The sequence below is a fragment of the Methylobacterium currus genome, assembly GCF_003058325.1.
In the GTDB taxonomy this organism is placed as follows: Bacteria; Pseudomonadota; Alphaproteobacteria; order Rhizobiales; family Beijerinckiaceae; genus Methylobacterium; species Methylobacterium currus.
In genome coordinates, this window is sequence record NZ_CP028843.1 from 6,301,460 (window position 1) to 6,315,851 (window position 14,392).

General features: G+C 70.6%; 12 protein-coding genes. 8 read left to right on the forward strand and 4 right to left on the reverse strand.

Going from position 1 to position 14,392, the window contains the following annotated elements; genetic code table 11:
• Positions 1-229: 229 nt before the first annotated feature.
• On the forward strand, positions 230-2,494 hold the full coding sequence (locus DA075_RS28945; protein ID WP_099956140.1) for an amylo-alpha-1,6-glucosidase: 2,265 nt from the start codon (positions 230-232) through the stop codon (positions 2,492-2,494).
• A gap of 170 nt (positions 2,495-2,664) precedes the next feature.
• Here DA075_RS28945 and infC read toward each other — a convergent pair whose 3' ends face one another.
• Together infC and DA075_RS28955 are read right to left on the reverse strand one after the other, a co-directional pair.
• Positions 2,665-3,186, reverse strand: coding sequence for a translation initiation factor IF-3 (infC, locus tag DA075_RS28950; RefSeq protein WP_063928361.1), 522 nt, complete (start codon positions 3,184-3,186; stop codon positions 2,665-2,667).
• Positions 3,187-3,424: 238 nt separating this feature from the next.
• Positions 3,425-4,657: a glycosyltransferase family 4 protein gene (locus tag DA075_RS28955; protein WP_099956141.1), complete on the reverse strand. Its 1,233-nt coding sequence runs from the start codon at positions 4,655-4,657 to the stop codon at positions 3,425-3,427.
• Between the two features lie 269 nt (positions 4,658-4,926).
• Here DA075_RS28955 and DA075_RS28960 point away from each other — a divergent pair, with 269 nt between their 5' ends.
• Positions 4,927-5,700: an alpha/beta hydrolase gene (locus DA075_RS28960; protein WP_164712508.1), complete on the forward strand. Its 774-nt coding sequence runs from the start codon at positions 4,927-4,929 to the stop codon at positions 5,698-5,700.
• Between the two features lie 398 nt (positions 5,701-6,098).
• Positions 6,099-8,141, forward strand: coding sequence for a YgiQ family radical SAM protein (locus DA075_RS28965; RefSeq protein WP_099956142.1), 2,043 nt, complete (start codon positions 6,099-6,101; stop codon positions 8,139-8,141).
• A 160-nt stretch (positions 8,142-8,301) separates the two neighbouring features.
• Here the strand turns inward: DA075_RS28965 and DA075_RS28970 are convergent, their stop codons facing one another.
• Together DA075_RS28970 and DA075_RS28975 are read right to left on the reverse strand one after the other, a co-directional pair.
• Positions 8,302-8,739 carry a cupin domain-containing protein gene (locus DA075_RS28970; protein ID WP_099956143.1) on the reverse strand — a complete coding sequence of 146 codons (438 nt, stop codon included), beginning with the start codon at positions 8,737-8,739 and terminating at the stop codon, positions 8,302-8,304.
• A gap of 49 nt (positions 8,740-8,788) precedes the next feature.
• On the reverse strand, positions 8,789-10,117 hold the full coding sequence (locus tag DA075_RS28975; protein ID WP_099956144.1) for an NAD(P)/FAD-dependent oxidoreductase: 1,329 nt from the start codon (positions 10,115-10,117) through the stop codon (positions 8,789-8,791).
• Between the two features lie 201 nt (positions 10,118-10,318).
• Here DA075_RS28975 and DA075_RS28980 point away from each other — a divergent pair, with 201 nt between their 5' ends.
• The 5 genes from DA075_RS28980 (at position 10,319) to ureC (ending at position 14,389) form a co-directional block, all read left to right on the forward strand.
• A complete protein-coding gene (locus tag DA075_RS28980) occupies positions 10,319-11,167 on the forward strand; it encodes an urease accessory protein UreD (protein ID WP_099956145.1) in 849 nt (282 codons plus the stop codon).
• A gap of 90 nt (positions 11,168-11,257) precedes the next feature.
• A complete protein-coding gene (locus DA075_RS28985) occupies positions 11,258-11,878 on the forward strand; it encodes an urease subunit gamma (protein ID WP_099956146.1) in 621 nt (206 codons plus the stop codon).
• Positions 11,875-12,231, forward strand: coding sequence for an AbrB/MazE/SpoVT family DNA-binding domain-containing protein (locus DA075_RS28990; protein WP_099956147.1), 357 nt, complete (start codon positions 11,875-11,877; stop codon positions 12,229-12,231). Before DA075_RS28985 ends, DA075_RS28990 begins: the two co-directional genes overlap by 4 nt.
• The gene (locus tag DA075_RS28995; protein ID WP_099956148.1) at positions 12,228-12,629 is read left to right on the forward strand and encodes a PIN domain-containing protein; all 402 of its coding nucleotides are present in this window, start codon (positions 12,228-12,230) and stop codon (positions 12,627-12,629) included. Before DA075_RS28990 ends, DA075_RS28995 begins: the two co-directional genes overlap by 4 nt.
• A gap of 17 nt (positions 12,630-12,646) precedes the next feature.
• A complete protein-coding gene (gene ureC, locus DA075_RS29000) occupies positions 12,647-14,389 on the forward strand; it encodes an urease subunit alpha (RefSeq protein WP_099956149.1) in 1,743 nt (580 codons plus the stop codon).
• Positions 14,390-14,392 lie beyond the last annotated feature (3 nt).

The window sequence follows — 14,392 nt, forward strand, 5'->3', positions numbered from 1 at the left end:
ACGAGGCGGATCGATATCCGGCCGGGCGAGTGTCCCATCCCCCTGGCGCCCGCCGCACGATGGCCCACATTCGCTCTAGCGTGGGGTCGAACCCGCGAATCGCCGCGGGTCTCCCCTCCCGCTGCTGCCCCGGCGCCCGTCCGGAACCCCGAGATCTCGCCCCGATCCCCGTGACACCTCGCCCCGCGACGCCTCGCGGAGCGAAGCCCCAAGGAGTGAAGCCGTGCCGATGGTTGCGACCGCCCCCGACGACGAGACGCTGCCGCAATACCACATCGAGGCGCAGACCTCGCTGGTCGAGCGCCAGCTGCGCTCGCTCAAGCACGGCGACGCCTTCGCGGTGCTCGACAGCTACGGCGATATCGGCGTCTTCCCGGGGCCCGAAGGCCTGTATTTCCAGGACACGCGCTTCCTGTCGCGCCTCGAGCTGACCGTCGAGGGCCAGCGGCCGATGCTGCTCGGCTCGGTGGTGCAGGACGACAATGGCGCCCTCTCGGTCGACCTGACGACGCCGGACATCCGGCTCGACGCCGGCGACGAGACCAGCATCCCGCGCGAGATCATCGCCCTGGAGCGGACCAAGTTTCTCTTCCGCGGCACCTGCTACGACCGCATCGGCCTGCGCAACTACGACACCAAGCCGCGCCACCTGCGCGTCGCGCTGTCCTTCGATGCCGATTTCCGCGACCTGTTCGAGGTGCGCGGCAGCGACCGGGCCCATCGGGGCAAGCGCCGCGTCGAGGTGACGGCCGAGAACGAGGTGACCTACCGCTATGACGGGCTCGACGGGCGCCTGCGCACCACCCGCCTGCGCTTCGGCCCCAAGCCCGTGCGGCTCGAGGCGCACCGGGCCGAGTTCGAGGTCCGTCTCAAGCCCGGCGACCGCGCCTCGATCTTCGTGCGGGCGATCTGCGACACGGTCGATCACGGCCGCGACGGTGCGGCGGTGGTCGGCAGCGCCCTGCCCTTCACGCACGCAGCCTATCCGAGCCCGCGCCGGGAGGACGGCCACCCGAAGGGCGAGGGCATGACCTTCGCGCTCGCCTATCGCGACGCACGCCGCGACCTGCGCAAGGCCACCGCCAACATCACCACCATCGAGAGCTCGAACGACCAGTTCAACGAGGCCGCCTGCCGGGCGACGGCCGACCTCTACATGCTGCTCAGCCGCACGCCGAACGGCGTCTACCCCTATGCGGGCATCCCCTGGTACAGCACGGTGTTCGGCCGCGACGGCATCATCACCGCCATGATGACGCTGTGGATCGATCCGGAGATCGCCAAGGGCGTGCTGCGCCACCTCGCGGCGACGCAGGCGACCACGGTCGATCCCGCTGCCGACGCCCAGCCCGGCAAGGTCCTGCACGAGACCCGCAACGGCGAGATGGCGATCCTCGGCGAGGTGCCGTTCCGCCTCTATTACGGCACGATCGACGCCACGCCGCTCTTCGTGATGCTGGCCGGGCAGTATTACGAGCAGACCGGCGATCTCGCGACCATCGCGGCGATCTGGCCCAACATCCTGGCGGCGCTCACCTGGATCGACGAGTACGGCGACCGGGACAAGGACGGCTTCGTCGAATACGCCCGCGAGACCGAGAAGGGCCTGGCCAACCAGGGCTGGAAGGACAGCCACGACTCGATCTTCCACGCCGACGGCCGCATGGCGCAGGGGCCGATCGCGCTCTGCGAGGTCCAGGGATATGTCTACGCCGCCAAGAAGGGCGCCGCGAAGCTCGCCGCCCTCATGGGCGACGATATCCTCTCCGAGCGCCTGAAGGGCGAGGCCGAGCGGCTGCGCAAGGCCTTCGACGAGGCCTTCTACCTTCCCGAGCTCGGCACCTACGCCCTCGCGCTCGACGGCGAGAAGCGCCCTTGCGCCGTGCGCTCGTCGAATGCGGGGCATGCCCTGTTCACCGGCATCGCCTATCCGGAGCGGGCGTCGAGCGTCGCCGCGGTGCTGATGTCGAAGGACGGGTTCAACGGCTGGGGCGTGCGGACCATCGCGGTCGGCGAGGCGCGCTACAACCCGATGTCGTACCACAACGGCTCGATCTGGCCGCACGACAACGCGATGATCGCCCTCGGACTCGCCCGCTACGGCCTGAAGGCGGAGGCCGCCCGGGTGTTCGAGGGCCAGCACGGCGCCTCGCTCTACCAGGAGGGGCGGCGGCTGCCGGAGTTGTTCTGCGGCTTCATCCAGCGCAAGCAGCGCGGGCCGACCAACTATCCGGTGGCGTGCAGCCCGCAGGCCTGGGCGGCGGCGGCGCCCTTCGCGTTCCTGGCCGCCTGCCTCGGGCTGGAGCTGCGCCACGACCGCAACCGGATCCGCTTCCGCGATCCGATCCTGCCGGCCTTCCTCGACGACGTGCTGATCCGCAACCTGAAGCTCGGCGACAGCCGCGTCGACCTGCTGATCCATCGCCACGGCAGCGACGTGACCGTCAACGTGGTGCGCCGGACCGGCCACGCGCAGGTGGTCCTGCTGAAGTGAGGTCGTGCTGCTGAAGCAGACAAGCGATGGGCCGGGACATGCCCGGCCCTTCGATGCTCCCCGCGCGGGTTTTTCTGGAAGAAGCCCGCGCCCGGAGCGCTCCGTGATCCGTCCAGCGCTGAAGAACGCGGAGGGTCGCCGTGCCTTCAGCGCGGCAACGCGCCGTGCGCTTAGCGCGGCGCCAGGATCATGATCATCTGGCGGCCTTCGAGCTGCGGCTCGCTCTCCACCTTGGCGACCTCTTGCGTCTCGGCCTTCACGCGCTCGAGCAGGCGCAGACCCAGGTCCTGGTGCGCCATCTCGCGGCCGCGGAACCGGAGCGTCACCTTGACCTTGTCGCCTTCCTCGAAGAACCGCTGCACGGCCTTCATCTTGACTTCGTAGTCGTGCTTGTCGATGCCGGGCCGGAGCTTGATCTCCTTGACCTCGACGGTCTTCTGCCGCTTGCGCGCCTCGGCCTGCTTCTTCTGCTCGTTGAAGCGGAAGCGGCCGTAGTCGAGAAGCTTGCAGACCGGAGGCACGGAGTTCGGCGCGATCTCGACGAGGTCGAGGCCCGCCTCTTCGGCGACCTGCAACGCCTCGAAGAAGCCCATGACACCGCGGTTCTGACCGGTATCGTCGATGAGCTGCACCTCGCGGACGCCGCGGATGTCCCGGTTGGCGCGCGGCCCGTCTTTCTGCGGGGCCGGCATGGCTCTCATAGGTCTGCGAATGGCTTCATTCTCCTCAATCACGTCGTCCGGCGGCGGCCCGCCGACCGTGTCCTGTCCGGACCGGCCCCGAACCACCGCGCGGGCATACTCGGGTGTACACTAGCACCTTGGCGAGATCGCCCGATTTGTCAACTCACGGATGCGGGACTTGGTTGCCGAGGGCTGAAGCAGGCCGCAAGTCCAACCCCGCGCGTCCATCCTGGAGCCGGGCGCCCGCTCACGGGCCCTCCCCTGCGGGACCGGCGCCGAGCAGCTCGGCATAGATCGCCAGGGTGTCGGCCAGCATCAGCTCGAGGGAGAAATGCGTCTCGACGTGGCGGCGGGCGCGGCGCACCAGGGCGTCGCGGGCGCTGGCGCCGAGCTGCAACGCCTCCGCGACGGCCCCGGCCAGCGCCTGCGGGTCGCCGGCCGGGACGCGCCAGCCGGTGCGCTCGTGCGCCGGCACCTCCGGCGGGGCGAGCACCGTCTCCGGCACGGCGCCGAGATCCGAGACCACGACCGGCGTGCCGAGGGCCTGGGCCTCGACCGCGGAGCGGCCGAACGCCTCGGGCGCGGTCGAGGGCACCACCACCACCGAGGCCGCGCGGTAGGCCGCCGGCATGTCGCTGCAATGCCCGACCCGCTTGACCTGGGCCGAGAGGCCGTGGGCGGCAATCATCGCGTCGATCTCGCGCAGGTAGGCCTGGCGCCCCTGGGGATCGCCCGCCAGCACCACCGTGAACTCGGCGAGCCCCTGGGCGCGGAGCGCGGCGGCCGCCTCGATCAGCACGCGGTGCCCCTTCCAGGGGGTGAGGCGGGCGGCGAGCAGCACCACCCGCTCGTGCGGGGCGACGCCCCAGGCCCGCCGCAAGGCTTCGACCCGCTGCGGCGCGACCTGCGCGGGCGCAAAGGCGGCGAGATCGGTGCCGCGGTGGATCACCCGCACCCGGTCCCCGGCGACGTGCGGGAAGAGGCGCCGGATCGCGTCGGCGGTGAAATGCGAGTTGGCGATCACCACGTCGCCGCGGGCCATCACCGAATTGTAGAGGAGCTTCGTCGGCGAGCGGCCGGCATAGCTGCCGTGATAGGTGGTGACGAAGGGGATGCGCAGCCGCCGCGCCGCTCCGAGCGCGACCCAGGCCGGGGCGCGGGAGCGGGCATGGATCAGGTCGACCCGCTCCGACCGGCAGATCCGCATCAGCCGCCCGACATTGAGCGCCATGGCGAAGGGGTTCTTGCTTCGGGCCGGGAACGGCACCCAGGCGCCGCCCTTGGCCTGCAACTCGCCGACGAGGCGCCCGCCCTCCGTGGCGACGAGCGCCCGCGCGCCCGCGGCGGCAAGCGCCGCCGCCACGTCGACGGCGGTGCGCTCGGCGCCGCCGGCATCGAGCTCCGGGATGATCTGGAGCACGGTTCGGCCCGCCAGCGGGTGGCGCGCGGCCGGGAACGGCGTGGCCTGGCTCGACGGCATGGGACTCCGGGTCAGGGTTCTGATCGCAGCACTCGCGGCATGACGGTGCCCGCTCCGCGCAGGAATCGACAGCAGGAATCGACGAAGGGCCGGCGGAAGGCCGGCCGGATCTGGCATATGGTCGCCGGCCGCCGCCGGTGTAGAAGCCGGCCGTCGCGGTCCGCTCACGGACGATGCATCAAGGTCGCCCGGTCGTGTTGCGGATCGGTAAACCTTGGGCGCACGCCGCCCGCGACCAGGGTCGCACACGGAATAACGGGGATAACGTCATGCAAGAGCACAAGGCGGAGACGTCGCGCCACCCCGCCCGCATGCTGCCCGTGCGGGGCCGCCGCCTCGCCACCCTGGTGCGGCCCGGGGCCGGACCGCCGGTGGTCTGGCTCGGCGGCTTCCGGTCGGACATGCGCGCCACCAAGGCCGAGGCCCTGGACGAGTGGGCGGCCCGGGAAGGCCGTGCCTTCGTGCGCTTCGACTATACGGGCCACGGCGAGTCCGAGGGCAGCTTCGCCGATTGCACGATCTCGGACTGGCTCGCCGATGCGCAAGCCGTGATCGCCGCCCTGGCGCCAGCGCGCCCGATCCTGGTCGGCTCCTCGATGGGCGGCTGGATCGCGCTGCTTGCCGCGGCAGACGTCCGGCCCGCCGGCCTGGTGCTGATCGCGCCCGCGACGGATTTCACCGAAGCGCTGATGTGGGAGCAGTTCCCGGACGAGATCCGCGCCCAGGTGATGCGCGACGGGGTGTGGCAGCGCGGCTCCCAGTACTCGCCCGAGCCGACGCCGGTGACCCGGGCGCTCATCGAGGACGGGCGGCGCCACCTGATGCTCGGCGGACCGATCGATCCGGGCTGCCCGGTGCACATCCTCCAGGGCATGGCCGACCCGGACGTGCCGTGGCGCCACGCCATGCGGCTCGTCGAGCGGCTGCCGGAGACCGGCGTGGTCCTCACCCTGATCAAGGAGGGCGACCACCGCCTCTCCGGCCCCGCCGACCTCGACCGCCTGGTCGCGGCGGTCGAGGGGATCGCCCCGCGCGGGGGCTGAGCGGAGTTGCGGAGCGCAACTCCGGTTGGCTTCTTGTTCCTGCATCATTTCTCCCGCCGGACCGGTGACCGCGTCGATGGACGATGCTCAGGGCCCGGACCCGATCACCCGGGTCCGTCGGAGGGTGCTCGACGAGGAGCGCCGGCTGCCCTCTCGCGGCCGCCGCCCGTCGCAAGGGAATGTCTGCGTCGGAGCAGGAGATCGGACCGCCCGAACGGCCAGGATGGCCGCACGACGGACTATCCGCGTCCCGGCTCCTGTCCGATCTTCGCCTCCGGCGCAGGCCGGAAGACAAGCTCGGCCGTTTCGATACAGGGGCGAAGGGCCGCCCCCTCTTACGATTCGTTGATCCCGCGGTTCGTTGATCTCGCGCCCCCGGCGGACTATGCCTCCGCCCCATGGAACTCCAAGCTCTCGCCGAACGATCCGTGGCTCCCCTCGCCTGCCCGTCGCCGCCCAACGGAAAGGCGGCGCCGTTCCTGCCGATGAACCGCGCCGAGATGGCGGCGCTCGGCTGGGACGCCTGCGACGTCGTGCTGGTGACGGGCGACGCCTATGTCGATCATCCGAGCTTCGGCATGGCCATCATCGGCCGGCTGCTCGAGGCTCAGGGGTTCCGGGTCGGCATCATCGCGCAGCCCGACTGGCAATCGGCGGAGCCGTTCCGGGCCCTGGGCAAGCCGCGGCTGTTCTTCGGCGTCACCGGCGGCAACCTCGATTCGATGGTCAACCGCTACACGGCGGACCGCCGCCTGCGCCACGACGACGCCTACACGGCCGGCGGGGAAGGCGGAAAGCGCCCGGACCGCTGCACCATCGTCTACACGCAGCGCTGCCGCGAGGCCTACAAGGACGTGCCGGTCATTCTCGGCGGCATCGAGGCCTCCTTACGCCGCATCGCGCATTACGATTACTGGTCCGACAAGGTGCGCCGCTCGATCCTGGCCGACGCGAAGGCGGACCTGCTGATCTACGGCAATGCCGAGCGCGCCGTGGTCGAGGTGGCGAACCGCCTCGCGTCCGGCGAGGCGCCGCACGAGATCGACTCGGTCCGGGGCGTCGCCCTGTTCCGCCGCGTGCCCGAGCATTACACCGAATTGCCCGCCGACGACCTTGAGTCCGCCGACGAGGCCGCCGCGCGCAAGCCCGGCGAGACCGTGATCCGGCTCCCCGCCTACGACGAGGTCAAGGACGACAAGGAGGCCTATGCCCGTGCCTCGCGCGTGCTGCACCGGGAGGCCAATCCCGGCAATGCGCGCCCGCTGGTCCAGCGCCACGGCGACCGCGACCTGTGGCTGAACCCGCCGCCGATCCCGCTCACCAGCGACGAGATGGACGCGGTCTACGACCTGCCCTACGCCCGCGCCCCCCATCCGTCCTACGGCGACGCGAAGATCCCTGCCTGGGACATGATCAAGTTCTCGGTGACGATCATGCGCGGCTGCTTCGGCGGCTGCACCTTCTGCTCGATCACCGAGCACGAGGGCCGGGTCATCCAGAACCGGTCGGAGGGCTCGATCCTGCGCGAGATCGAGCGGATCCGCGACAAGACGCCGGGCTTCACGGGGGTGATCTCGGATGTCGGCGGGCCGACCGCGAACATGTACCGGATGGCCTGCAAGGATCCGAAGATCGAGGCGGCGTGCCGGCTGCCGTCCTGCGTCTTCCCGGACATCTGCCCGAACCTGAACACCTCGCACGACGACCTGATCCGGCTCTACCGCAAGGTCCGCGAGGTGAAGGGCGTCAAGAAGGTGATGGTCGCCTCCGGCGTGCGCTACGACCTCGCGGTCAGGAGCCCCGAATACGTCAAGGAGCTGGTGACCCATCACGTCGGCGGCCGGCTGAAGATCGCGCCCGAGCACACCGAGCGCGGCCCCCTCGACAAGATGATGAAGCCGGGCATCGGCACCTACGACCGCTTCAAGGAGATGTTCGACGCCGCCGCCAAGGAAGCGGGCAAGAAATACTACCTGATCCCGTACTTCATCGCGGCGCATCCGGGCACGACCGACGAGGACATGATGCACCTCGCGCTCTGGCTCAAGAAGAACAACTATCGCGCCGACCAGGTGCAGACCTTCCTGCCCTCGCCGATGGCGACCGCCACGGCGATGTACCATACCGAGATCAACCCGTTGCGAGGCGTGCGGCGCGGGGCGAGCGAGCCGGTCGAGGCGATCAAGGGGATGCGGCAGCGGCGGCTGCACAAGGCATTCCTGCGCTACCACGACCCGGAGAACTGGCCCCTGCTGCGCGAGGCGCTGCGGGAGATGGGCCGTGCCGATCTCATCGGGCCGCGGCCGGACCAGCTCGTGCCGTTCTCGCAGCCGCCGGGAACGGGTCTGGGCGCGGGCAAGGGGCGGGGCCCGCAGCGGCCCGTGCGACCCACGGGCGGCGGGCAGCGTTTCACCACGAAGGGCGTGCCGCTGCGAAAGTGACGGTTTCGCGCGACGGATCGACGGAAGCCTCGATGGCCGTCTCCGCCCCGGGCCGGTCATCGCAGGCGCGGCGTCGATGGTCGCTCGGGAGCAGGCGGTCCGCGAACCGTCAGCGCGGAGCGGAGGCCCGTTCCGGCCCCGGAACGGGCGTCACGTCCTCCTATGCCATCACGTCGGCTTCCGCCGGCCGCAAGGCGTCGAGCTCCGGCAGCAGGACCACGCTCTCCTGCTCGTTCGGGTCGGTGCGGGCGATCACCGCCGTGCAGGTCTCGGTCCGGCTGGCATTGTAGGGCAGGTGCGGAATCCCGGCCGGGATGTAGACGAAGTCGCCGGCCCGGCTCCACAGGTGGTGCTCCAGCTGCGCGCCGTACCACATGCCGGCGACGCCGGAGAGCACGTGGAGCGCCGTCTCGTGCGCCTCGTGCCGATGCGCCTTGGCGCGGGCCCCCGGCGGCAGGGTGACGAGCTGCATGTGAAGCCCCTTCGATCCCACCGACTCGGCCGAGACCGCCGGCGCGTAAGTGAGGGCCTGCTTGCCGACGTAATCGGGGCCCGGGCGCACGACCCGGCAGGTGGGATCAGGTGACGACAGGTCCATGGTGCATCCTCCGCTGGAGCGGAAGGGAGTTTAGGCGAAGGCACCGCCTTCAGAAATCCGCCACCTTCCCCCAGGACGACGCCGCGAACCGGTCCGGATGGTAGGGACGCGGATCGACGATCGGCGCGGCGCCGGAGGCGAGGTCGGCGACGAGGTGGCCGGCGCCGGGGCCGATGCCGAAGCCATGGCCGGAAAAGCCCGCCGCCAGGATCAGGCCCGGCACGCCCGTGACCTCGCCGATCGCCGGTACGCCGTCGGGGGTCGCGTCGATGTAGCCGGCCCAGGAAGCGGTGATCGCAGTGCCGCGCAGGGCCGGCAGCAGCTCGAGGGCCCGGCGATGCGTCTCGGCCACCAGGCGGGCATCGGGCCGGGGATCGAGGATGCGCATGCGCTCCATCGGCGTCTGCTCGTCGAGGCGCCAGCGCGCCGCGGTTTCGTGTCCGCTGCGCCAGCCCTCGGTGCCGCCGGGGCGCAGGGCGCGCCAGCGCTTGGCGAACATCGGCACGAATTCCCGCGCGAACAGGATCTGCTGCGGCGTCGGATCGACATTGGCCCGGCCGCTGATCGCCAGCGTGTGGCCGCCGGTCTCGCCGCGGCGGGTCACCGAGATCTCGGCGGTGTGGAGCGCGTCCGGCAGGCCCTCGACATGGGGGCCGACCGCCAGGATCGACGAGCGCACCGCCGATTGCGGGAAGCGGATGCCGAGCTGGCGGCAGAACGACGAGGCCCAGGCGCCGCCGGCCATCACCGCCATGCGGGTGCGGATCGTGCCCTTCTCGGTCACCACGCCGCTCACCCGGCCGCCCTGAAGCTCGAGGCCGCGGGCGGCGCAGAACTGATGCACGCTGCCGCCCGCCTTCATCACGCCGCGTGCCGCCACCGGCACCGCCCGGGATGTGTCGGCGATGCCGTCGGTGGGCGAGAACACCCCGCCCTTCCAGCTGCGCCCGGTGGCGCTGCCCCGCGCCCGCGCCTCGCTCTCGCTCAGCATGTGGGTGACGACGCCCTCACCCGCCGCGAAGTCGCGCCATTTCGCCCAGCGGGCGATCTCGGCCTCGTCGTTGCTGAGGTAGAGCAGGCCGCAGCGGCGGAAGCCCGGATCCTCGCCGATCTCGGCCTGGAGGCGATCCCATAGGTCGAGGCTCTTCGTCGCCATCGGCAATTCGCGGGCGTCGCGGTTCTGCTGCCGGCACCAGCCCCAGTTGCGGCTCGATTGCTCGGCCCCGATGCGGCCCTTCTCGACGAGGGCCACGCTGACGCCCCGGCGCGCGAGGTAATAGGCCGCGAAAGTGCCGACCACGCCGCCGCCGATCACCACGACCTCGGCCTCGGCCGGCAGGTCCGGCGTGGTGTCGATGTGGAGGAGAGGTGCAGGCATGATGGGCTCCGGTTGATCGGGCGACACTAGCAGGGGCGCCCGCGCGCGGACGCCGGAGTGCCCGGCCTTCGCGGCAGATTCTGCTGGGCGCCCGGTCTCTGCCCGGCATCATCGGATGGTACGGGGGGCTTGCCTGAGGGGCCGCCCGCGCGGTCTAAGCGGGACCGTGAGGGCCGTCCGCGCCCGCCTTACGGGCTCACGATGCAAGCTTCCCCCGTTTCCGACGCCCTCCGCCGCCAGCGCTCGGTCGGGCACGTCGCGCTGTCGGTCGCCCGGATGCCGGGCGGCGCGACCCGGATCACCGACCTTTCCGAATCCGGCCCCTTGCGCCTGCGCCTCCCCCGGCCGGAGCCGGGTTCCATGGAGGCGGTGCTGCTCAACAGCGCCGGCGGCATCGCCTGCGGCGACCGCTTCGCCGTCGAGGCCCGGCTGGAGGCGAGCGCCGACCTCGTTCTCACCACCACGGCGGCGGAGAAGATCTATCGCTCTGACGGGCCGGTGACGCGGCTCGACGTGGCGCTGACCCTGGAGCCCGACTCCGCCCTGGCCTGGCTGCCGCAGGAGACGATCCTGTTCAATGGCGCGCGGCTCGCCCGCAGCTTCTCGGCCGAGATGGCGGCGGATGCGCGGCTCACCCTGTTCGAGGCCCTGGTCTTCGGCCGCGCCGCCAAGGGCGAGGTGATGCGGGACGGCCGGCTCACCGATTCCTGGCGCCTGCGCCGCGCCGGGCGGCTCGCTTACGCCGACACGCTCCGGCTCGACGGCGACATCGCGGACACGCTCGCCCGCAGGGCGGTGGCCGGCGGCGCCCGCGCGATGGCCACCTTGCTGCATCTGGCTCCCGACGCCGAGAGCCGTCTCGACCAGGCCCGCGACCTGATCGCCACGGCCGGATGCGACGCCCTCTCGGTCGAGGCCGGGGCCAGCGCCTGGAACGGCATGCTGATCTTACGCCTGCTCGGGGCGGAGATCGGGCCCTTGCGCCTCGCCGCCGCGCGGATCCTCGAGGGGTTTCGCGGCCGTCCTTTGCCGCGGGTGTGGCAGACGTGAGTGTGCGGCTCGGTTCTTGCCTGCCAAAACTTGCCTCACGGCCGAGCCTCGGTGAAGGATGGGGGCACCCGTGACCCAGAGGATTCTCCCGTGCTGCTGACACCCCGCGAGAAGGACAAGCTCCTCGTCGCCATGGCGGCGATGGTGGCCCGCAACCGCCTGTCCCGGGGCGTGAAGCTCAACCACCCGGAGGCGGTGGCGCTGATCACCGACTTCGTGGTCGAGGGTGCCCGCGACGGACGCACCGTGGCCGAGCTGATGCGCCTCGGCGCCCAGGTCCTCACCGCCGACCAGGTGATGGAGGGGGTGCCGGAGATGATCCACGACATCCAGGTCGAGGCGACCTTCCCGGACGGCACCAAGCTCGTCACCGTCCACCACCCGATCCGCGGCACGCCCGCCACCGACGTGCCGGGCGCGGTGACGACCCCGGACGGCGAGATCGTGTTCAACGAGGGATCACCCCGCACGGTGATCGAGGTCGCCAATACCGGCGACCGTCCGATCCAGGTCGGCTCGCACTACCACTTCTTCGAGGTCAACCCGGCGCTCCGCTTCGACCGCGACAAGGCCCGCGGCCAGCGCCTCGACATCGCGCCGGGCACTGCCGTGCGTTTCGAGCCAGGTTCGACCCGGGAGGTGGTGCTGATCCCGATGGGCGGCGGACGGGCGGTATACGGGTTCCGGGGTGACGTGATGGGGGCGCTGTGAGCCATTTCGTGCTGGCGATCGGCTTTGGCACAGACCACGTTTCGTACAAGGCGCTCACTGAACGCGCGGCAGACCAAGCGGGAGGCATCATGCGGCACTTCGCGCTCACGCTCACGCCGGGAAGGCATGTCGCCCTCTCGGCAGAGGTCCGCGACGCGCTCGGCGTCGCGCCAGGCGAACGGCTGACACTCGTCGTGGACGATGCCGGGCACGCGACCCTTGAGAAGCCCGATGCCTTGTTCAGCCTGAGGGGCATCGCTCGCCGCGCCCGCGCCCGTCCACCCGCTCCCAGCGACGATCCGATCGGCGATTACCTCCTGACCGAGGACGAGCGCACGAAGTCCGGCCAATGATCGGAATCGATACGAACGTCCTGCTTCGTTACGCGCTCGACGACGATGCCAGGCAGTCGCCGCGCGCGGCAGCCCTCTTGGAGAGCGACGATCGGTTGAGCGAGCCGGCTTTCGACAATCTCGTCGTCCTGCTCGAATTCGTTTGGACGATCTTGTGCCAAGACGGCTTTGAAAAAGACGACGTCATCGCAATGCTCGACAAGCTGCTCGCGTCACGCCGGATCATCTTTGCCGATCGGTCCGCCGTCGCCGCGGCGGTGGAGACGTGGCGCACCGGCAAGGCGGGCTTCCGGGATCACCTGATTGGCCACCTCAACCAGGAGCGCGGCCTGCGCACGACCTTCACCTTCGACGCCGCCGCGGCGAAGCACCCGACCTTCTCGCCCATGCCCGCCTGACCCGGACCTCGCCGCCCATGTCCAATCCTCCCAAGTCCAACACCCCCAAACCCGCCAGCCTCCCCCGCGCCGCCTATGCGGCGATGTTCGGCCCGACCAAGGGCGACCGCATCCGCCTCGCCGACACGTCCCTCGTCATCGAGGTCGAGCAGGACCACACCCGCTACGGCGAGGAGGTGAAGTTCGGCGGCGGCAAGGTGATCCGTGACGGGATGGGGCAGAGCCAGGCCAGCAATGCCGGCGGCGCCGTCGACACCGTCATCACCAACGCGGTGGTGCTCGATCACTGGGGCATCGTGAAGTGCGATGTCGGCCTGAAAGGGGGGCGCATCGCGGCGCTCGGCAAGGCCGGCAACCCGGATATCCAGGACGGCGTCACCATCGTGGTCGGGCCGGGCACGGAGGTGATCGCGGGCGAGGGCAAGATCCTCACCGCCGGCGGGTTCGACAGCCACATCCACTTCATCTGCCCGCAGCAGATCGACGAGGCGCTGAATTCCGGCGTCACCACGATGCTCGGCGGTGGGACGGGCCCGGCCCACGGCACCTTCGCCACCACCTGCACGCCCGGCCCCTGGCACATCGCCCGGATGATCGAGGCCGCCGACGCCTTCCCGATGAACCTCGCCTTCGCCGGGAAGGGCAACGCCTCGAAGCCCGACAGCCTGGAGGAGATGATCCGCGCCGGCGCCTGCGCACTGAAGCTGCACGAGGATTGGGGCACGACGCCCGCGGCGATCGATTGCTGCCTGTCGGTGGCCGACGCCCACGACATCCAGGTGATGATCCACACCGACACGCTCAACGAGTCGGGCTTCGTCGAGGACACGATCGCGGCCTTCAAGGGCCGCACCATTCACGCCTTCCACACGGAAGGAGCGGGCGGCGGCCACGCGCCGGACATCATCAAGGTGGCGGGGCTGCCGAACGTGCTCCCCTCCTCCACCAACCCGACGCGGCCCTTCACCCGCAACACCATCGACGAGCATCTCGACATGCTGATGGTGTGCCACCACCTCGACCCGTCGATCCCGGAAGACCTCGCCTTCGCCGAGAGCCGGATCCGCAAGGAGACGATCGCCGCAGAGGACATCCTGCACGACATCGGCGCGCTCTCGATGATGTCGTCGGACAGCCAGGCGATGGGCCGGGTCGGCGAGGTCATCATCCGCACCTGGCAGACCGCCGACAAGATGAAGCGCCAGCGCGGCGCCCTGCCGGGCGATGCGTCCGGCAACGACAACGCCCGGGCCAAGCGGTACGTCGCCAAGTACACGATCAACCCGGCCATCGCCCACGGGATCTCGCGCCATATCGGCTCGGTCGAGCCCGGCAAGCTCGCCGACCTGGTGCTGTGGTCGCCGGCCTTCTTCGGGGTGAAGCCCGACCTCATCATCAAGGGAGGGGCCATCGCGGCCGCCCCGATGGGCGACCCCAACGCCTCGATCCCGACGCCGCAGCCGGTGCATTACCGCCCGATGTTCGGCGCCTTCGGGCGGGTGCCGGCGACGACGGCGCTCACCTTCGTCTCCAAAGCCGCGATCGAGGCGGGGCTTCGCGACAAGCTCGGGGTGATGAAGGAACTGGTCGCGGTCGAGAACGTGCGCGGCGGCATCTCGAAGAAGAGCATGATCCACAACGACGCCACCCCGGTGATCGAGGTCGATCCCGAGACCTACGACGTGCGCGCCGACGGCGAATTGCTGGTCTGCGAGCCCGCCGAGGTGCTTCCGATGGCGCAGCGCTACTTCCTGTTCTGAGCC